At 56.3% G+C, this 20,268-nt stretch carries 20 protein-coding genes; 8 read left to right on the top strand and 12 right to left on the bottom strand.

Features of this window, described 5'->3' with window-relative positions; all coding sequences use genetic code 11:
- Positions 1-22 precede the first annotated feature (22 nt).
- Positions 23-823 carry a glycosyltransferase family 2 protein gene (locus tag RVY89_RS18595; protein ID WP_484826113.1) on the top strand — a complete coding sequence of 267 codons (801 nt, stop codon included), beginning with the start codon at positions 23-25 and terminating at the stop codon, positions 821-823.
- Between the two features lie 11 nt (positions 824-834).
- Here the strand turns inward: RVY89_RS18595 and RVY89_RS18590 are convergent, their stop codons facing one another.
- Genes RVY89_RS18590 through gpmM form a run of 3 tightly spaced genes read right to left on the bottom strand, consistent with a single transcriptional unit; the run spans position 835 to position 4,608 of the window.
- Complete coding sequence (locus RVY89_RS18590) at positions 835-1,767, bottom strand: divergent polysaccharide deacetylase family protein (protein ID WP_484826112.1); 933 nt, start codon at positions 1,765-1,767, stop codon at positions 835-837.
- A 3-nt stretch (positions 1,768-1,770) separates the two neighbouring features.
- Entirely contained in the window at positions 1,771-3,030 is a 1,260-nt protein-coding gene (gene envC, locus RVY89_RS18585) for a murein hydrolase activator EnvC (protein WP_484827958.1), read from the bottom strand.
- A 33-nt stretch (positions 3,031-3,063) separates the two neighbouring features.
- Positions 3,064-4,608 (bottom strand): 2,3-bisphosphoglycerate-independent phosphoglycerate mutase, encoded by a 1,545-nt coding sequence (gene gpmM, locus RVY89_RS18580; protein ID WP_047646700.1) that lies wholly within the window; start codon positions 4,606-4,608, stop codon positions 3,064-3,066.
- Positions 4,609-4,855: 247 nt separating this feature from the next.
- On the opposite strand from gpmM, the gene RVY89_RS18575 reads away from it, so the two are divergent.
- From RVY89_RS18575 to cysE, 5 genes are all read left to right on the top strand, one after another.
- Positions 4,856-5,287, top strand: coding sequence for a rhodanese-like domain-containing protein (locus RVY89_RS18575; RefSeq protein ID WP_023309913.1), 432 nt, complete (start codon positions 4,856-4,858; stop codon positions 5,285-5,287).
- Between the two features lie 11 nt (positions 5,288-5,298).
- Positions 5,299-5,550, top strand: a complete 252-nt coding sequence (grxC, locus tag RVY89_RS18570; RefSeq protein WP_008502715.1) for a glutaredoxin 3 — start codon at positions 5,299-5,301, stop codon at positions 5,548-5,550.
- A 32-nt stretch (positions 5,551-5,582) separates the two neighbouring features.
- On the top strand, positions 5,583-6,050 hold the full coding sequence (secB, locus tag RVY89_RS18565; RefSeq protein ID WP_003860835.1) for a protein-export chaperone SecB: 468 nt from the start codon (positions 5,583-5,585) through the stop codon (positions 6,048-6,050).
- Positions 6,050-7,069 (top strand): NAD(P)H-dependent glycerol-3-phosphate dehydrogenase, encoded by a 1,020-nt coding sequence (gpsA, locus tag RVY89_RS18560; protein WP_032650747.1) that lies wholly within the window; start codon positions 6,050-6,052, stop codon positions 7,067-7,069. Before secB ends, gpsA begins: the two co-directional genes overlap by 1 nt.
- Before the next feature lie 74 nt (positions 7,070-7,143).
- Positions 7,144-7,965 (top strand): serine O-acetyltransferase, encoded by an 822-nt coding sequence (gene cysE / locus RVY89_RS18555; protein ID WP_008502718.1) that lies wholly within the window; start codon positions 7,144-7,146, stop codon positions 7,963-7,965.
- Positions 7,966-7,997: 32 nt separating this feature from the next.
- On the opposite strand, the gene trmL is transcribed toward cysE, so the two are convergent.
- The 9 genes from trmL to RVY89_RS18510 all read right to left on the bottom strand — a co-directional run bounded on the left by trmL (position 7,998) and on the right by RVY89_RS18510 (position 18,079).
- On the bottom strand, positions 7,998-8,468 hold the full coding sequence (gene trmL / locus RVY89_RS18550; protein WP_484826111.1) for a tRNA (uridine(34)/cytosine(34)/5-carboxymethylaminomethyluridine(34)-2'-O)-methyltransferase TrmL: 471 nt from the start codon (positions 8,466-8,468) through the stop codon (positions 7,998-8,000).
- A 45-nt stretch (positions 8,469-8,513) separates the two neighbouring features.
- Complete coding sequence (locus RVY89_RS18545) at positions 8,514-9,854, bottom strand: MFS transporter (RefSeq protein ID WP_484826110.1); 1,341 nt, start codon at positions 9,852-9,854, stop codon at positions 8,514-8,516.
- Positions 9,855-10,035: 181 nt separating this feature from the next.
- Complete coding sequence (lldD, locus tag RVY89_RS18540) at positions 10,036-11,223, bottom strand: quinone-dependent L-lactate dehydrogenase (protein WP_023334042.1); 1,188 nt, start codon at positions 11,221-11,223, stop codon at positions 10,036-10,038.
- Positions 11,220-11,993: a transcriptional regulator LldR gene (gene lldR / locus RVY89_RS18535; protein ID WP_023294814.1), complete on the bottom strand. Its 774-nt coding sequence runs from the start codon at positions 11,991-11,993 to the stop codon at positions 11,220-11,222. The genes lldD and lldR overlap by 4 nt, the downstream gene beginning before the upstream one ends.
- Positions 11,990-13,645, bottom strand: coding sequence for an L-lactate permease (lldP, locus tag RVY89_RS18530; protein WP_484826109.1), 1,656 nt, complete (start codon positions 13,643-13,645; stop codon positions 11,990-11,992). Before lldP ends, lldR begins: the two co-directional genes overlap by 4 nt.
- A 271-nt stretch (positions 13,646-13,916) precedes the next feature.
- Positions 13,917-14,279 (bottom strand): YibL family ribosome-associated protein, encoded by a 363-nt coding sequence (locus RVY89_RS18525; protein ID WP_010436679.1) that lies wholly within the window; start codon positions 14,277-14,279, stop codon positions 13,917-13,919.
- A gap of 58 nt (positions 14,280-14,337) precedes the next feature.
- Entirely contained in the window at positions 14,338-14,928 is a 591-nt protein-coding gene (gene mtlR, locus RVY89_RS18520) for a mannitol operon repressor MtlR (RefSeq protein WP_371899117.1), read from the bottom strand.
- Positions 14,925-16,073, bottom strand: coding sequence for a mannitol-1-phosphate 5-dehydrogenase (gene mtlD, locus RVY89_RS18515; protein ID WP_484826108.1), 1,149 nt, complete (start codon positions 16,071-16,073; stop codon positions 14,925-14,927). Before mtlD ends, mtlR begins: the two co-directional genes overlap by 4 nt.
- 98 nt (positions 16,074-16,171) lie before the next feature.
- On the bottom strand, positions 16,172-18,079 hold the full coding sequence (locus RVY89_RS18510; protein ID WP_484826107.1) for a PTS mannitol transporter subunit IICBA: 1,908 nt from the start codon (positions 18,077-18,079) through the stop codon (positions 16,172-16,174).
- A gap of 657 nt (positions 18,080-18,736) precedes the next feature.
- Between RVY89_RS18510 and RVY89_RS18505 the strand changes: the two genes are divergently transcribed.
- Both RVY89_RS18505 and RVY89_RS18500 read left to right on the top strand, forming a co-directional pair.
- Complete coding sequence (locus tag RVY89_RS18505; RefSeq protein ID WP_024906600.1) at positions 18,737-19,093, top strand: DUF3302 domain-containing protein; 357 nt, start codon at positions 18,737-18,739, stop codon at positions 19,091-19,093.
- 2 nt (positions 19,094-19,095) lie between these two features.
- Positions 19,096-20,232: an HlyD family secretion protein gene (locus RVY89_RS18500; protein ID WP_025758413.1), complete on the top strand. Its 1,137-nt coding sequence runs from the start codon at positions 19,096-19,098 to the stop codon at positions 20,230-20,232.
- Positions 20,233-20,268: the final 36 nt, after the last annotated feature.

Raw genomic sequence — 20,268 nt, 5'->3', positions numbered from 1 at the left:
GGCTGCTATTGAGAGTGGGAAAATGTTTAAAATAACGGTCTGCTTATTAACGTTTAATTCTGAAAGATTATTGCACGATGTTATTCCGCCTCTTTTAAAAATAGCGGATGAAGTTGTCGTCGTCGATTCAGGCAGTACGGACAAAACACGATATATTTGTGAGAGCTTTGGACTGCTACCCGTCTATAAAAAATTTGGCTGGCATGGCGAGCAGATGAACTATGCCATATCCTTAGCCAGCCATGACTGGGTACTGTGCATCGACAGCGACGAAATTCTTGACCTGGAAACGGTTAATGCCGTTTTAACGTTAAAAGCAGGCGATGAGCCAGACCCTGGTATGGCATGGAAAATATGCCGCCACTGGTTTGTTCTGGGTGAAGAAGTCCGGACAATTTATCCTGTTTCATCCCCTGATTATCCTGTGCGTCTTTTTAACCGTAAACAGTCCCGGTTTAATAACAGACCGGTAGACGATCAGGTCGAAGGTTTTCTCCGTTGTGAACGTATTCCGGGTTATGTAAAACATGATACGTTTCCTACGCTGCATGAGCTTTTTAACAAATTAAATTGTTATACAACCCGCCTGGTTCAACATCAAAAAATACGGCCCTCTATTGGGCGCGGCGTAATCAGCGCCATCGGGGCTTTTTTCAAATGGTATCTGTTTAGCGGCGCCTGGCGAAAGGGCAAAGTGGGCGTGGCGACGGGACTGTATGCCACAGCCTATAGCTTTTTAAAGTATTTCAAATCCTGGTATCAGCATCAGGAGAAAAAAGAGCCCGTTGCTAACGAGCAGACGGACTCTCAGATTGCGAAATAAATGTCAGGCGGTCAGGCTTTCTTACCCCATCCCTGCCACTGCTGCTGGACGTATTTCACCAGCGTACTGTTACTGATGCTGTCTCCGATGACGGAGAAGAAGCGGGTCGCATAGACCGGTTCAGGCGGTTGCTTAGGTACACAACGCTTCACGCCGTGGAACGGATTTCGCGGCGCTGTCGGGACGGGCTGTGCAGAATTTGGTGTAGAGGTATCTACCTGCGGCTCGTTCAGCAGATCGCTCGGACGCACCAGCGTGATATCAGCAGGCAAGGTCGGCAGCATTTGCTGCAGGACGCGAACGGTAGACGGGTGCGGGTGACCGATGGCAATGGCTGAGCCATTGCGGCGGGCCAGCTGTACCGCGCGATTAAACTGCACGCGAATATCGGCTTCGTTCTGGGTATCATCCAGGAACACCTTGCGCTTAATCACCTTTACGCCCGTTCCCTGAGCGGCACGCATCGCCTGGCTGTTGCCGATGGTCATGCTGTCGAGGAAGTAGAGGTTATAACGCTCCAGCGCCTGCATCACTTTGAGCATCCCGTACAGGCTTGATGTCATCGCGCTACCCATATGGTTGTTCAACCCTACGGCATACGGCACTTTGTTGTAGGCGTCGCGGATGATGCGCTCGATCTCCTCGCTGCTCATATCCGGGCGCAGGGTATCTTTTTCCAGCGGCTGCTTGCTGAGCGGGGCCATGGGCAGGTGGATCAGTACCTGATGACCGCTGCTGTGGGCTTTGGTCGCCATCTCACGCGCGTGGGGAGCATTCGGAAGGACGGCGACAGAGATGGCTGACGGCATCGCCAGCACCTGATTTTCATAATGTGGACGATAACCGAAGTCATCAATCACGATAGCGAGTTTACCTGCGTATACCGGTGCAGCCAGCGCCAGCGCGCTGACGACGGAGAAAACCATTCGACGAAATTGAAGCAAAACTTATCTTCCCAACCACGGCTGTGGATTGACCGCCTGACCCTGACGACGAATTTCGAAATAGAGTGACGGGCGGCCCTGACCGCCACTGCTGCCCACAAGGGCGATGGGTTGGCCGGCGCGCACCTGCGTGCCGACGCTGACCAGCGCGCTCTGGTTGTAGCCGTAAAGGCTCATGTCACCTTTACCGTGTTCGACCACCACCACCAGTCCGTAACCCTGCAGCCAGTCGGCCAGAATCACGCGGCCATCGGCGATGGCTTTCACTTCGCTACCTTCAGACGCACCGATAACAATCCCTTTCCAACGTAGCTCACCCTGCAGCTGTTCGCCATAGCGATGCAGAATTGAACCGCGAACGGGCCAGAAAGCTTGGCCGCGAGGAGAGCCTAAACCGCCGGTACGCGACATCAGAGAACGTTCGCTCTCGCTTGGCTTGTAGGTAGTCCCTTTGCGGGACGCTTCCTGCTGCTTGTCGCGAACGGCCTGCGCCTCGCGCGCCTCTTTTTCGGCGCGGGCTTTCGCCGCCGCTTCCGCACGGGCGATGCTGTTACGCAGTTTTGATTCGTTGGCGCGCATTTCGCTCAGCTGGCTCTTACCTTCCTGAATGGAGGATTCAAGGCCGGAAAGGGTTTTCTTACGCTCGTTGCGCGCCTGCTCAAGCTTCGCCTGCTGGGCCTGCTGATCGTAGAGCAGCGTCTGCTGCTGGCTCTGCTTCTCTTCCAGCTCGGCTTTTTGCGTGGAGACCTCTTCGCGCGTCTGCTTCAGCTGCGCGATCGTCTCCTGACGCGCCTGGTTCAGATAGCCAAAGTAGGCCTGCAGGCGCTGGCCGCGCTGGCTCTCTTCGCCGCTGAGGATCAGCTGGAGTCCGGTATGTTCACCCTGGCGGAATGCGGCATCAAGCTGTGCGGCAAGATTGCGCTCCTGCGCATCGCGCTGGCGCTCCAGTTTGGCAATCGACGCGTTCATCTCGTCGATCTGCTTATTCAACTGTGCGAGGGTGTTTTGCGTTTCACGGAGTTTACGCGTGGCGGCGGAGATCGCCTCTTCCTGCTGCTTAAGCTGGGCGAGCAGGGCGGAGCGCTGCTGCTGTTGCTGGCGTACCGCACGCTCTTTGGCTGCGATATCAGCCTGAATGGATTTAAGCTGGTCGCGGTCATCCGCGTGGGCGGATGCGGCGCACAGCAATACGCCAGCGCTGAGTGCGCTGGCGCAAAGCAGAGGTCTGACTGATAGCCTAAGCGGCTTCACGACCCATGTGATTGAAAAAATCGCCTTTCCCCTCATGGGGAGCGATTATTCCACGATGAACAGCGGCTTACCAGTCATCTCTTCAGGGATCGGCATCCCCATCAGCGACAGCATGGTTGGCGCGATGTCAGAAAGCTTGCCGCCTTCCACTGCTTTCAGTGATTTATCGCCAACATAAATCAGCGGAACCGGCAGGTTGGTGTGGGCGGTGTGCGCCTGTCCGGTCGCCGGGTCGCGCATCTGTTCAGCGTTACCGTGATCCGCGGTGATCAGCAGCTGGCCGCCAACGGATTCAACCGCTTTCGCCACCTGCTCAACGCAGTGGTCCAGCGCTTCAACCGCTTTCACTGCCGCTTCCATCACCCCGGTATGACCGACCATGTCGCCGTTCGGGTAGTTACAGATGATGGTGTCGTACTTACCGCTCTCGATGGCCGCAACCAGTTTTTCAGTCAATTCTGCAGAGCTCATCTCTGGCTGCAGATCGTAAGTGGCGACTTTCGGGGAGTTGATCAGAATGCGGTCTTCGCCTTTGAACGGCTCTTCAACGCCGCCGTTAAAGAAGAAGGTCACGTGCGCATATTTCTCGGTTTCAGAGATGCGCAGCTGTGTCTTGTCGTTCTTCGCCATCCACTCACCGAAGGTGTTTGCCAGCGAGGCCGGTGGGTAAGCGCATGGTGCTTTGATGTCGGCCGCGTATTCGGTCAACTGGATGAAGTCGAGTTTCACCACTTTCTTACGGGCAAAGCCGTCGAAGTCGCTGTTGACGAACGCACGGGTGATTTCGCGCGCGCGGTCGGCGCGGAAGTTCATGAAGATTAGCGCATCGCCGTCTTCCATCGCGGCATCGGCCTGGCCTTCAGCACGAATCACGGACGCTTTCACGAATTCGTCGTTTTCATCACGAGCATAAGCCGCTTCCAGCGCTTCAACGGCGGTCGCGAACTGGAACTCACCTTTTGCCAGAGTCATCAGGTCATAGGCCTGTTCAACGCGATCCCAGCGGTTGTCGCGGTCCATGGCGTAGTAACGGCCAATGATGGACGCTACGCGGCCTTTGCCCAGCGCGGCGAATTTCTCTTCGAAGGCCTGCAGAGAGCCTTTTGCGCTGCGTGGTGGCGTATCGCGACCGTCCAGGAAGGCGTGCAGATAGATTTTTTCCGCACCGCGTTCTGCGGCAAGTTCAACCATCGCCATGATGTGATCTTCGTGGCTGTGAACGCCGCCGGCAGAGAGCAGGCCCATAATGTGAACGGCCTTGCCAGCTGCAACGGCTTTATCGACCGCGCCAGACAGCGTTGGGTTGGAGAAGAAGGTGCGTTCTTTGATTTCAACGTCCAGACGCGTCAGATCCTGATACACAATACGCCCGGCGCCCAGGTTTACGTGACCGACTTCGGAGTTGCCCATCTGGCGGTCCGGCAGGCCCACTTCCAGGCCAGACGCGTCAATCAGCGTATGCGGACGTTTCGCCCACAGGGCATCCATGACCGGGGTTTTGGCGTTGAAAATAGCGTTATCCTGGCTATCTTCACGGTAGCCATAACCATCCAGAATCACCAGTACCATAGGTTTTTTAGAAACCGACATTGCGACAACCTCATGCTCAAGAGTCAAAATTTGCGTAATTTTACTACAGCTGAATCGATCAAATAGCCGCAGAAGATCAAAGAAAGCGCAGGGGCAAGACGCTCACCAGACCATTTTGAGTCATTTTTTTAGGTGGCATGCCGCAGAAAATGGATTAGGTTAGGGTCGCTGGCTGTATTTGCCAGAACGCACAGGTATACTCCTGTCCTGGTTTTTTTTATCACTTAGTCGGGAGTAGTTACCCTCCATGCAAGAAATTATGCAATTCGTTAGCCGCCATCCGGTTCTGAGCATCGCGTGGATTGGCCTGCTGGCTGCTGTGCTGTTCACCACATTTAAGAGCCTGACGTCTAAGATTAAGGTTATCACCCGTGGTGAAGCGACGCGTCTGATTAACAAAGAAGATGCCGTCGTGGTCGATCTGCGTCAGCGTGACGATTTCCGCAAAGGTCACATTGCGGGCGCAATCAACCTGCTGCCAGCTGAAATCAAAGCGAACAACGTCGGTGAGCTTGAGAAACACAAAGCCCAGCCGATTATCGTTGTCGATGCGACCGGTATGCAGGCACAGGAATCTGCCAGCGCGCTTCATAAAGCAGGCTTCGAAAACGTAACGGTGCTGAAAGAAGGTATTTCCGGCTGGAGCGGGGAAAATCTTCCTTTGGTGCGCGGTAAATAAGGAGTTCAGTCATGGCCCATATTGAGATCTATACCAAAGCGACGTGCCCGTTCTGTCATCGTGCGAAAGCGCTGCTGAACAGCAAAGGCGTCACGTTCCAGGAACTGCCGATCGACGGTGACGCGATTAAACGCGAAGAGATGATCCAACGTAGTGGTCGTACGACGGTTCCACAGATTTTTATTGATGCGCAGCACATTGGCGGCTGTGATGACTTGTATGCGCTCGACGCCCGTGGTGGACTCGATCCGCTGCTGAGTTAAGAGACTTTAGGACAATTAAAAAGGGTATTTCCATGTCAGAACAAAACAACACCGAGATGACTTTCCAGATCCAGCGTATCTACACCAAAGATGTCTCTTTCGAAGCGCCAAATGCACCACACGTTTTCCAGAAAGATTGGCAGCCAGAGGTTAAACTTGATCTGGATACCGCATCTACCCAGCTGGCAGATGACGTGTATGAAGTCGTGCTGCGTGTGACCGTTACCGCCTCTCTGGGCGAAGAAACTGCATTCCTGTGTGAAGTACAGCAGGGCGGCATCTTCTCTATCGGCGGCATCGAAGGCAACCAGATGGCGCATTGCCTGGGTGCATACTGCCCGAACATTCTGTTCCCGTATGCGCGTGAATGCATCACCAGCCTGGTTTCTCGCGGTACATTCCCGCAACTGAACCTTGCGCCAGTTAACTTTGATGCGCTGTTCATGAACTATCTGCAGCAGCAGGCTGGCGAAGGTGCTGAACAACATCAGGATGCCTGATGAGCACTGTTAATGCGTCAATGACTGTGATCGGTGCCGGCTCATACGGCACCGCTCTTGCCATCACCCTGGCAAGAAATGGTCACGACGTGGTCCTGTGGGGCCACGACCCAAAACATATCGCAACGCTGCAACGCGACCGTTGTAACGTGGCGTTTCTTCCGGACGTTCCGTTCCCTGACTCCCTGCACCTTGAAAGCGACCTTGCGACCGCGCTGGCGGCCAGCCGCAACATTCTGATTGTGGTTCCGAGCCATGTCTTTGGCGACGTGCTGCGTCAGATTAAGCCGCTGATGCGCCCGGATGCGCGCATTGTCTGGGCGACAAAAGGACTGGAAGCCGAAACCGGACGCCTGCTGCAGGACGTTGCCCGTGAAGCGCTGGGTGATGAGATCCCGCTGGCGGTCATCTCCGGCCCGACCTTTGCAAAAGAACTGGCCGCTGGCCTGCCGACGGCGATTTCGCTGGCCTCAACCGATCAAGCCTTCTCCGACGATCTCCAGCAATTGCTGCACTGCGGCAAGAGCTTCCGCGTCTACAGCAACCCCGATTTTATCGGCGTGCAGCTGGGCGGGGCGGTGAAGAACGTGATTGCGATTGGTGCCGGGATGTCCGACGGCATTGGTTTTGGTGCCAACGCCCGTACGGCGCTGATCACCCGAGGGCTGACCGAAATGTCCCGCCTGGGCGAAGCGCTGGGCGCCGATCCGGCCACCTTTATGGGGATGGCTGGCCTGGGCGACCTGGTGCTGACCTGTACCGACAACCAGTCTCGTAACCGCCGCTTTGGCATGATGCTCGGACAGGGCAGCGATGTTAAAGGCGCGCAGGAGAAGATTGGTCAGGTGGTTGAAGGCTACCGCAATACCAAAGAGGTCCGCGAGTTGGCGCACCGTTTCGGTGTCGAAATGCCAATAACCGAGGAAATTTATCAGGTATTGTATTGCGGAAAAAATGCGCGCGAGGCAGCATTGACCTTATTAGGTCGTGCGCGCAAGGACGAGCGCAGCAGTAACTAGTCGGAACCGTTGTCACCTGAATGACCCAGCCAGCGCAGAACTGGCTGGTCATTAACTATCGTCTGGAGTAAGCAATGCCGTGTGAAGAACTGGATATCGTCTGGAACAATATTAAAGCCGAAGCCCGGGCGCTGGCCGACTGTGAGCCTATGCTGGCCAGTTTTTACCACGCGACGCTACTCAAGCACGAAAACCTCGGCAGCGCGCTGAGCTATATGCTCGCCAACAAGCTGGCGTCCTCGATCATGCCTGCTATCGCCATTCGTGAAGTGGTGGAGGAGGCTTACGCCGCAGACCCGGAAATGATCGCCTCTGCCGCCTGCGATATCCAGGCCGTGCGCACGCGTGACCCGGCGGTCGATAAATATTCTACGCCGCTGCTGTACCTGAAAGGCTTCCACGCCCTACAGGCTTACCGCATCGGCCACTGGCTGTGGAATGAAGGCCGCCGCGCGCTGGCGATCTTCCTGCAAAACCAGGTTTCCGTGACGTTCCAGGTCGATATTCACCCGGCGGCAAAGATTGGCCGCGGGATCATGCTCGACCACGCTACCGGGATTGTCGTGGGTGAAACGGCGGTGATTGAAGATGACGTCTCGATCCTGCAGTCGGTTACCCTGGGCGGTACCGGTAAAACCAGCGGCGATCGCCATCCGAAAATCCGTGAAGGGGTGATGATAGGCGCGGGTGCCAAGATCCTCGGCAATATCGAAGTCGGGCGCGGCGCGAAGATCGGCGCAGGCTCCGTGGTGCTCCAGCCGGTTCCGCCGCACACCACCGCCGCTGGCGTACCGGCGCGCATCGTCGGTAAACCAGACAGCGATAAGCCGTCCATGGACATGGATCAGCACTTCAACGGCATTCACCATACCTTCGAGTACGGTGACGGCATCTGAGATTTTGCCCGGCGGCGCTGCGCTTACCGGGCCTACCTTAGAATTGCGCCGGGATAACCCAGCTGGCGCCAGGCTTCATACACCACTACCGACACCGCGTTCGACAGGTTCATGCTGCGGCTGTCCGGCATCATCGGAATACGGATTTTCTGCTCAGCGGGCAGGGTATCCAGGATCGTGGCCGGCAGGCCGCGGGTTTCCGGGCCAAACATCAGATAGTCACCTGCCTGATAGCTTACGGCGCTATGTGCTGGCGTGCCTTTGGTAGTCAGGGCGAACATGCGCTGCGGCTGCTCGGCTTCCAGAAACGCGGCGTAATCGTGGTGGCGAACGACGGCGGTAAATTCATGATAATCCAGCCCTGCACGACGCAGGCGTTTGTCGTCCCACGTAAAGCCCATCGGCTCAATGATGTGCAGACGAAAGCCGGTGTTGGCGCACAGGCGGATGATATTGCCGGTGTTCGGCGGAATTTCTGGTTCGAATAAAACGATGTTAAGCATGCTGCCCCCTTAATTGCGGGGGCAGAATAGCAGAAAAGAGAGGAACTACGCGACGCCGGGTTCCTGCGAGCGGCTGTACAGCATTTTGTAGACGGTTGCCGCAGCCGCCACCAGGGCGGGAACGCTGAGGATCATTAAAATACTGTCTGCCTGCCACTGCATCGAAAGAAGCTGGGCGCTGGTCATGGTACCCGCCACGCCGCCAAAGCGGCCGATCCCCTGCATCCAGGCTATGCCCGTCGCGCGGCACTCGGTGGGGTAAAAGGTGGCGGCCAGGGTCTGCATGCCCGACTGCGCGCCGTTCATCGCGATCCCCATCAGGAAAATCAACCCGCCAAACAGGGCGATATGGTTATGCTCAATGCCCAGCAGCAGGATAAGGCCCATCGTCAGCACGAAACCACACGCAACCACCTTGTGCGCTTCCCAGCGGTCCATCATCCAGCCCGCGAGCAGAATGCCTGCGGTGCCGCCGAAGGTGAACAGCGAAGTGAGCCAGGCGGATTCAGCCAGAGCATAACCCATCCCCTGCATCAGCGTCGGCATCCAGCTCAGCAGGACGTAGTAAATGACCAGCCCCATAAAATAGGTCACCCACAGCATCAGGGTGCCGGGCAGCCAGGGCATGGAAAACAGCTGCGACACGCTCCCTTTTTTAGACGCGATTTTCTCCTCCGCCAGGAAAAAGCCCGTGACGCTCTCCAGCGTACCGCGGGCGAACCGGCTGGCGATACGGCGGATCTGCATGACGTCTTTCCCGCGCTGCACCAGAAACTTCACCGACTCCGGCAACAGCAGCGCCAGCAGCAGCGTTAAAATCAGCGGAGCAATTGCACCGGTCAACAGCACGCTTCGCCAGCCGTGGTGGGGGATAAGCCAGGAAGAGATCGCGCCGCCGCCCGCCGCACCCAGAGGGAAGCCGCAGTACATGGTATTAATTGCCATGGCGCGGCAGCGCTGGGGGGCAAACTCGGAGATAAGCGTAATGGCGTTCGGCATGGCGGCACCTAGCCCCAGGCCGGTCAGAAAGCGCCACAGCGTCAGGGTATTCAGGCTTTGCGCCCAGGCAGTCCCCAGGCTCGCGAGGCCGAAGAACAGGCAGGAGAAGACCAGCACGCGCTTGCGTCCCACCCGGTCCGATACCGGACCTGCAATCAGCGCGCCCAGCGACAGCCCCAGCAGCGCAGCGCTCAGCACCGGCCCCAGATCCTGTTTGTGTATCCCCCATTCGGCCGACAGCGTCGGCGCGATGTAACCCATCGCTGCCGTATCAAAACCATCGATCGCCAGAACCAGAAAGCCCAGCACAATGAGCAGCCAGTGAAACCCTGAGAAGGGACTTTCGTCGATCACCTGCTGAATATCCACCTTACCTGAATACGCCATACGCTCCACTCCGATCTGATGTTGTTTTTGTGTTCTTGTATTTGCTTGTCTATACAATTGCGGACGGCAGGTGGATGTCAAATTTTCTTATCTAATATGTTATCTGGATGTTATTTTTCGCATAAAAAAGCGCCCGAGGAGGAAATCGGGCGCATGAGAAAGGGGGGTTAACCGGAGAAGGTCAGGCCGCGTTTCCCTGAGCAAGAGGAGCCAGCGCCGCTGGTAATTTGCTTAACTCCTGCACCAGGGAATCCTTGCTGATTTCGCTAATGGTTTTCGCACCGGTCAGCGTCATCGCCACCTTCATCTCTTTTTCGATCAGGTTAAGCAGATTCGCCACGCCTGCCTGGCCCGCCGTCGCCAGGGCGTACAGATATGCGCGTCCCAGCAGCACGCTGTCGGCACCCAGCGCAATCATGCGCACCACGTCCAGCCCGTTGCGGATGCCGCTGTCGGCCAGAATCGCAATATCGCCTTTCACCGCATCGGCAATGGCCGGCAGGGCGCGGGCGGAGGAGAGCACCCCGTCAAGCTGGCGTCCGCCGTGGTTTGAGACCACAATCCCGTCTGCGCCAAAGCGTACCGCATCGCGTGCATCTTCCGGGTCGAGGATCCCCTTGATCACCATCGGGCCATCCCAGAACTCGCGGATCCACTCCAGGTCTTTCCAGGAGATGGACGGATCGAAGTTGTTCGCCAGCCAGCCGATGTAATCCTCCAGCCCGGTGGGTTTACCGAGGTAGGCCGAGATGTTACCCAGATCGTGTGGACGACCGTTCAGGCCGACGTCCCACGCCCACTGTGGATGCGTTACCGCCTGCCAGTAGCGGCGTAGCGCAGCATTCGGGCCGCTCATGCCGGAGTGAGCATCACGATAGCGCGCGCCTGGCGTCGGCATATCCACGGTAAAGACCAGCGTGGAGCAGCCTGCCGCTTTGGCGCGCTCTAGCGCGTTACGCATAAAGCCGCGATCGCGAAGGACGTACAGCTGGAACCACATTGGCCGCTTGATAGTCGGGGCGACCTCTTCAATCGGACAAACCGAGACGGTAGAGAGGGTAAACGGAATGCCTTTGGCATCCGCCGCCGCGGCCGCCTGCACTTCGCCACGGCGGGCATACATACCGCACAGGCCCACAGGCGCGAGCGCCACCGGCATGGAAAGCGTTTCGTTAAACAGTTTCGTCTCAAGGCTCAGGTCAGACATATTCTTCAGCACGCGCTGGCGCAGAGCCACCTCCGACAGATCCTCCACGTTACGGCGCAGGGTGTATTCGGCATACGCCCCGCCGTCGATGTAGTGGAACAGGAACGGGGGCAAAATGCGCTGCGCCGCGGCGCGATAGTCACTTGCTGCTGAAATAATCATGCTTTGTTCTCCCTGGAAATATCACTGTCGCCAGGCAGACGGGTAATACGCGCCTGTCGGGCCTGGTCTTCATCGAATCGTTTGATGGTGGTATGCACGAAACCGAGATGCGCCATCATCGCTTTGCGCGCGGCCTCGGCATCACCGGCAAGAATGGCGTTGAGCACCGCCTCGTGTTGTTCGGTCAGCTGGGCAAACACCGGCGGAACCAGATACATGCGCTGGCGGCTCTGCTTCACGGAGGATTGCAGCAGGTCGAAGAACCCGCGCATGGTCTGGAGCAGCACCACGTTGTGCGACGCCTCGGCAATCGCCAGGTGAAAACGCACGTCCGCCTGGGAGGCGATGTCCGGGTCGCTGCTTTGCGTGGCCTCAAAACAGGCGATAAGTTTCTCTTTGTCGGCGTCGGTTGCCCGCATGGCCGCGTGCCAGGCGGTACTGGTTTCGATGGCGTGACGCGCTTCAAGGATGTCGAAGCTGTAGTCCGGGTCGTTCTCCATCAGCGTCTTCAGCGGCTGAACGATGTTTTGCTCGGACCAGTCGTCATGCTGCCAGCGTACAAAGGTGCCGCCGCCGCGACGGCTCACCAGCACTCCTTCGCTGACCAGCGTCGCCAGCGCCTCGCGCAGTGAATTGCGCGACACGCCAAGCTGGGCGGCGAGCTGGCGTTCGGCGGGCAACTTCATGCCCGCTTCCAGCTGTTGTTCTTCTATCAGCGCCCGCACGCGAGAGGCTATCTCGTCGGACAGGCGTCTGGGCATCACTATCATGGGATCATCCAGGTTAAGACATAGGCCTGCAGGGTGGTGATCACCCCTACCATGCAGGTGAATATCAGGCTGTGTTTCACGGTAAAGCGGAACAGGTCCGACTCTTTACCGACCAGTCCCACCGCCGCACAGGCAATGGCGATGGATTGTGGGGAGATCATTTTCCCGGTCACGCCGCCGGTAGTATTTGCGGCCACCAGCAGGACATCCGACACGCCAATCTGCTGGGCCGCCGTTGCCTGCAGGGCGGCAAACAGGGCGTTAGACGAGGTATCGGAACCGGTCAGGAACACCCCCAGCCAGCCGAGGAACGGCGAGAAGAAGGTGAAGGCGTGGCTGGTATGGGCCAGCGCCAGTGCCAGCGTTGATGACAGGCCGGAGTAGTTCGAGATAAACGCGAACGCCAGCACCATGCCGATGGAGTAAATCGGCAGCATCAGCTCTTTAACGGTCGCGGCAAAGGTCTGCACCGCGGCCGCAGGCTTCATGCGCAGCCACACCACGGAAAGGAGTGCGGCAAACAGGATGGCGGTCCCGGTGGCGGAGAACCAGTCGAATTTATAAACCGCGGCATACGGCGTGGCGGCGTGCACCACCGGCGGCATACGGGCGACCATCTTGTCGAGGAACGGCACGGAAATATTAATCACCATGTCGTACAGCGCCCCGCCCGGCGCGAACAGGGCTTTAAACGGCGGGATGCTCCACAGCGTGACCGTGGCGGTCAGGAACAGGAACGGCGACCAGGCGCGGATTACCTGTCCTGCGGTGTAGCCGGTGCGGGCCAGCGTTTGATCGACCTGCGAGGCACCCATGTCGGCGAAGCGGAAAATACGGACCGGCTGCCAGCGTTTCAGGAACAGCGTCAGGCAGACCAGAGAAACCAGCGAAGAGATGATATCCGGCAGTTCCGGGCCAAGGAAATTCGAGCTGAGATACTGGGCAATCGCGAACGAACCGCCCGCCACCATCACCGCAGGCCAGGTCTCCTTCACGCCGCGCCAGCCGTCCATAATCGCCATGATCCAGAACAGGACGATAATGGTCAGGAACGGCAGCTGGCGACCGACCATCTGGCCAATCTCAAAGCTGTCCAGCCCGGTAACCTGCCCGGCCACCAGAATCGGAATACCCATCGCGCCAAACGCCACTGGCGCGGTGTTCACAATCAGGCACAGGCCCGCGGCATAGAGCGGGTTAAAGCCCAGACCCACCAGCAGCGCGGCGGTGATCGCCACCGGTGCGCCAAAACCTGCCGCACCTTCCAGAAACGCCCCGAAGGAGAAGCCGACAATCAGCATCTGCAGGCGCTGGTCCGGCGTAATGGAGAGAATCGACGAACGGATAATGTCGAACTGCCCGGTTTTCACCGAGATTTTATAGACAAAGACCGCGGCGATGATGATCCACGCAATCGGCCACAGGCCGTAGAAGAAACCGTAGACAACGGAGGCCAGCGCGCGATCGACCGGCATTTTGTAGAAGAACAGCGCCACCATCAGGGCGATAGCAACGGTATACGTCGCGGCGAGGTAGCCCTTCAGCTTGAGCTTAATCAGCGCAAAGAAGAAGAACAGGATCGGAAGCGATGCGATCAGGCTCGACAGCCAGATATTTCCGGCCGGGTCGTAGTTTTGTTGCCAGAGGCTCATGCAGGTCTCCTGGGGACCAGACAGCCTGCGCTGCGGGTGAGTCTCCGCTCATCTCTGCGTCACAGTCTGTGTAAAAGTGGTCCTGCCAATGTTGTGTTGTAGGGTTAATGACAATGAATGGTTAACCAGATGTTATGAGCTAGCAATGGTTTTGTGAGCGGAAATAATGGAATTGTGAACCGGGGGAGGATTGGTTGTGCTATTGGTTGGACCAATTCACACGAAGGGGAAAAGAGTAGGCCGGGTAAGCGCAGCGCCACCCGGCATGAAATCAGAACGCCGTCTTACAAAAACCCGTCATCTCTTTCAGGCCCATTTCGCGGCCAAGCTCGGTCATCGGGTGAACCACCACCAGACCACGGACGCTTTTCTTCAGCTTGCCCATATCGGCCTGCTCTTTTTTGGTGATCGCACGGCGGTGCGGCATGTTCATCAGCTTCTGCGCTTCTTTACTCAGCTTCTGGCCTTTGACTTCGCGCAGGCGCTCGATTTCTGTTTCCAGCGTGGCGGCTTCTTTTTCCAGCTCGGCGTACTTCTCGGCGGAATCGACCAGTGACAGGCCCGCCATCTGGTGGCGGATGAGATCCAGGCGGTCGCTCAGGCGTTTAATTTCGTTCTTTTCGACTTCTTTCATGACAAATAACTCTGAAAACGGGGAATTTACAGGGAAGGATACACCAATGTGAGCAGGCTTACTTCTGAAACGCTTTTTTTAAGCTGATTCGGGAAATCAGCTCAGTCAGGGAGAGAACCATCGTAGAACGGACAACCTGTTGATAACGCAGCTTTTGCATCGCGTAGAGCTCTGGGTCGCTGTTATCAAACTGCGGTGCCGGAGGGAGCGCGGTGACGCAGTGCAGCTCGCCGAACGGCCCCAGGATCTCATCGTCGGTAAAGGTGTATTCATTACCGTCATGATTGAGTTCCTCGCGCAGCGCCATTAGCAGCTCTGCATCTTCATACTCTTGTCGGTTCAGCACGCCAAGACCATAAATCAGCTTCAGACGCACGGATAAATCGCCCAGCGGTCCGTCTCCGTCCAGTAACGGTTCTACAGCATATTTTACCGCGTAGTCGTCTTTGCGAAACACCTGAAGCACCAGGATATTCACCGCCTCGGTTAACAGCTCGACGGCGGCAATCAGGAAACTTCGTACGGTTTTGCCAGCATTCAGACGCTCAAGCACACGATTTTCAAAGGCCTGGGTTTGTTCCATTATTGCCTGCATATCTGACAATCTATTATCTGGGCGCAGGTTAACCTGCGCCTCACTGTGCATCATTTGGTTGCGTTGTATGCGTTAACCGCCTCCACAACCACGTCGCTGTTGGCGTCCAGACCGGAAATCTGCGCCAGCGCAGCCTGTGCGCCTTTATCATCAATCAGCTGAGCCAGCTCAATCGCCTGCGGGTCCTGCTCGCTGCGGTAGTGCATCGCAGCGGCAATCCCTTTCACCAGGTTGGCGTGCGGCAGGCCGTATTCCAGCGTGCCCAGCAGCGGTTTAATCAGGCGGTCGCCCGCGCTCAGTTTGCGCAAAGGCTGACGGCCCACGCGCTCAACGTCATCTTTCAGATACGGGTTTTCAAAGCGACCGAGGATTTTCTGGATGTATGCTGCATGTTTATCAGCATCAAAACCGTAGCGTTTGATCAGCACCGCGCCGCTCTCTTCCATTGCCCCTTTTACCACCGCGCGGATCTTCTCATCGAGGATCGCGTCACGAATGGTCTGATGACCAGCCAATTTTCCGAGGTACGCGGTTATAGCATGCCCGGTGTTCAGCGTGAAGAGTTTGCGTTCGACAAACGCCATCAGGTTATCGGTTAATTCCATTCCCGGAATGGTCGGCAGGGCGCCTTTAAACTGGGTTTTATCGACGATCCACTCGCTGAAGGTTTCTACGGTCACTTCCAGCGGGTCGTTGGTGGCGGATTCAGACGGCGGAACGATGCGGTCCACGGCGGAGTCCACAAATCCGACGTGCGCTTCGACCCAGGCTTTATCTTCGTCTGCTACAGCGTTGAGCACGTGGCCTTTCAGCTGCGTGGTGCCGCGCACCATGTTTTCACAGGCGATGATGTTCAGCGGGGTGTCGATGCCCTGCGCTTTACGTTTTGCCAGGCCTTTAGCGACCGCAGGGGCGATTCGCTCAAGGACAACCGGGCCTACCGCTGTGGTAACCAGATCGACGCTGGCGATAAGGTCAATAACGTCTTCGCCGATGCTGCTGACCGCGTTGACGCCGGATACCGTCTCAACCTGCTCGTTTTCACCGACCACGTGTACCTGATAGCTATGACGCGCATTCAGGGCATCCAGGACAACCTGATTCACATCGGCGAATGTCAGCGTAATGCCCGCGTCTGCCAGCAGTTTACCGATAAAACCACGACCGATATTACCTGCGCCAAAATGTAATGCTTTCATAGTGTTAACCTTCATCAATGTTTTTACCCGAGAGGGCTGGGGTGAGGAACGTTTCCCCTCACCCTAGCCCTCTCCCCGGAGGGGAGAGGGAAGAGAACTTATTTGTTCAGCAGAGCCAGCACTTCTTCCACGCTGGTGGTATTGGCCAGACGCTCAATAACGGATTCATCATCCAGCGCGTTGGTCAGGCTGGTAATCACCTGAATGTGCTCGTTGTTGCGAGCGGCGATACCAATCACCAGACGGGCGATATCGTCTTCTTCTTCACCGAAGCGCACGCCCTGCGGATACTGACAGAATACGACGCCGGTTTTCAGGACGCGATCTTTCGCTTCAACCGTACCGTGCGGCACCGCGATGGATTCGCCCAGATAGGTTGGCGTCAGTTTTTCGCGTTCCAGCATCGCGTCAACATATTCAGGCTGAACGTAGCCGCCTTTTACAAGCTGCTCACCGGCAAAGCGAATCGCTTCTTCTTTGGTTGCCGCTGTACGACCGAGGAAGATGTTTTCCGCACCCAGCTTAAACAGGTGGGCGTTGCTCTCGTCAAAGCTGTCCTGCAGGCTGGAGCGCACTTTCACTTCGTTGTCTTCATGACGCTGCGCGGCCACCAGACGTTCGGTCAGGCTGGTGTACAGGCCGCTGTCGAGGAAGTTGGTCAGCGAAATGTGCTGTGCCTGCGGTACCTGACGCATGGCGCGTTCGGTCAGATCGCGGTGCGTGATAACCAGGTCAACATCCGGCGGCAGGCTGTTAATGGCGCTGTTTGTCACGGAGATGTTGGTCAGGCCCGCATCCTGCACTTTCTTACGCAGCACGCCTGCACCCATTGCGCTGGAACCCATGCCGGCATCGCAGGCAACGATGATTTTACGCACGTGGCTCAGGTCGTTAGAGACATCACCTGCTGTCAGTGGCGTCGCGCCTTTGGATTCGGCTTTCATGTCGTGCATACGACGGGTTGCGGCTTCGATGTCATCATCTTCTTTCACTTTGCTGGTTTTCAGCAGGATAGAAGAGACCACGAAGGAGACTGCCATTGCCGCAAAGATAGCCGCGATATTCGCGAAGTAAGCGCCTTTTGGCGTCATCGCCAGTACCGCCAGGATAGAACCCGGAGAGGCCGGAGAAACCAGACCGCCGCCCAGCACGCTCAGGGTGAACACACCGGTCATACCGCCGAGGATAACGGCCAGGATCAGACGTGGGTTCATCAGCACGTAAGGGAAGTAAATTTCGTGGATACCGCCCAGGAAGTGGATGATCGCCGCACCGCCAGCAGACTGTTTTGCGCTGCCGCGGCCAAAGAAGATGTACGCCAGCAGAACGCCCATACCTGGGCCCGGGTTGGCCTCAATCAGGAAGAAGATAGACTTGCCGAGGTCGTGAGACTGCTGAATACCCAGCGGCGAGAAGATGCCGTGGTTGATGGCGTTGTTAAGGAACAGGATTTTCGCCGGTTCAACGAAGATAGACGCCAGCGGCAGCATCTCGTGCGCCACCATGAAGTTAACGCCTGCCGCCAGAATTTTAGACAGTACTTCAACCGCAGGGCCAATGCCGAGGAACGCCAGAATGGCGAGGATCATCCCGATGATGCCCGCAGAGAAGTTGTTCACCAGCATTTCGAAGCCGGATTTGATCTTACCATCAACCCAGACGTCGAATTTCTTAATCGCCCAGCCGCCCAGAGGACCGGCAATCATCGCACCGAGGAACATCGGCATATCTGCACCGACGATAACGCCCATGGTCGTGATAGCACCCACTACGCCACCACGGTCACCGCCTACCAGACGACCACCGGTGAAACCGATGAGCAGCGGCAGGAGATAGGTAATCATTGGGCCAACAAGTTTTGCCAGCGTTTCGTTAGGCAACCACCCTGTCGGAATGAACAATGCGGTGATGATACCCCACGCGATAAACGCGCCGATATTTGGCATCACCATGTTGCTGAGGAAACGACCAAAGCTTTGAACTTTGATCTTGAAATCGGATGACATAAAACACCCCTTCTTCTGTTTACGCTTAGGCTTGAGGCCCGAGGTTTATTGTTAATGAGGCGGCAGAGGTAGCCGGACCCTGTTCTGATGCTGTGAAATCTGGCACTGAATCGTTCAACTGTCCAGAAGGGGAAAATTTGTGTGATGTACATCACGTAAAGATAGGGGGTATGGATATCAATGGGGTGATCTATATCACAAAATTTGCGGACAAAAAAAATACAATGGCGACAAAAAAAGCAAAATTCACCCTTTTGTGTGACTGTTGTCACGTTTTGTCCTGGCGTGTTTGTTTCTGGATTGTGACTGATTTCACAAAATATTTTTATGCGGATTTCTCCGGCTGTGATCGACGGCAAACTCTGCTTCGCGATTCAGCGCCAGGATGATATTGCACGACACGATAAGCTAAAAAACCACTTTTAATGTATGGTATGGCGAAAAGCTAAAAGGTAGATTACGCTCATATTGTAAGTTTAAGTCTATTATTATTCAGGATATATTTTGACACGCTTATAAACTTGCATGGAGATATTATAAAAACCGATACTCCCCGGCTCGGAAATAGTAAGCACAACCCCGTGTTTATAAAAAATTAATTAGGTTGCGTACCGTTTTATTAATTTAATGAGTTGACGTTGTTTAAGTGAGGAGAATATGTTTCTCAACTATTTTGCGCTGGGCGTATTGATTTTTGTATTTCTGGTTCTCTTTTACGGAATCATCGCCATCCATGATATTCCTTATAATATGGCTAAAAAGCGTAACCATCCGCATGCCGATGCCATTCATACGGCTGGCTGGATTAGCCTGTTTACGCTCCATGCCATCTGGCCATTCCTGTGGATTTGGGCCACGCTGTACCGCGAAGATCGCGGCTGGGGCATGCAAAACCACATCACAAAGCCTGATGAAGTCCCGGGCATGGATGCGCTCGCCAAACGCGTGGCGGAACTCGAACAAAAGCTGGCCGCGGTAAAGCCTGCTGCTGATAAGAACACGCTGGAGCGCTAATCATGGATCTGTTGATTATTTTGACCTACGTGGCATTTGCCTGGGCCATCTTTAAAATATTCCGAATTCCGGTCAACCAGTGGACGCTTGCCACCGCAACATTAGGCGGCGTATTTATTGTTGCCGGACTTATTCTGCTAATGAACTATAACCACCCGTATACCTTTACGGCGCAAAAGGCGGTTATTTCTATTCCAATCACGCCGCAGGTGACCGGTGTGGTCAGCGAAGTGACTGATAAAAATAACCAGCTTATTAAAAAAGGCGAAGTGTTATTTAAACTGGATCCAGGCCGCTACCAGGCGCGCGTCGACAGACTTCAGGCCGACCTGGTGACCGCGACGCACAATATCGATAATCTGAAGGCGCAGCTGGCGGAAGCCGTTGCCAATACCACGCGCGTCTCCGCTGAGCGCGATCGCCTGTACAAAGATTATCAGCGCTACCTGAAAGGCAGCCAGGCGAAGGTGAATCCGTTCTCTGAAAGCGATATCGACAACGCGCGGCAGAACTATCTGGCGCAGGATGCGCTGGTGAAAGGCTCCGTGGCTGAACAGGTGCAGATCCAAAGCCAGTTAGACAGCATGGTGAACGGCGAACAGTCGCAGATTGCTTCGTTACGCGCCCAGCTTGCCGAAGCCAAATACAACCTGGACCAGACCGTGGTGCGCGCGCCGAGCAATGGTTATATCACCCAGGTGCTGATTCGTCCGGGAACCTATGCCGCCGCGCTGCCTTTGCGTCCGGTGATGGTCTTCATTCCAGAACAGAAGCGTCAGATTGTGGCCCAGTTCCGCCAGAACTCGCTGCTGCGTCTGAAGCCGGGCGATGAGGCGGAAGTGGTGTTTAACGCGCTGCCCGGCCAGGTGTTCTCCGGGAAGCTCACCAGTATTCTGCCGGTGGTGCCGGGGGGAACCTATCAGGCGCAGGGCGCGCTGCAGTCGCTGACGGTGGTGCCGGGAACGGACGGCGTTCAGGCACTTATTGAGCTGGAACCCAACGCCGAAGTCGATGCCCTGCCGGACGGTATCTATGCCCAGGTGGCGGTCTATTCGGACCACTTCGCTCACGTCTCGGTGATGCGTAAGGTGCTGCTGCGTATGACCAGCTGGATGCACTACCTCTACCTCGATCACTAATCCTTCCAGGGCAGGAATGCGACACGCGTATCTGCC

It is taken from the genome of Enterobacter sp. 3U4 (genome assembly GCF_057224565.1).
Note: the sequence above shows the minus strand (reverse complement) of the source record. Positions and strands in the feature narration are given on the sequence as shown.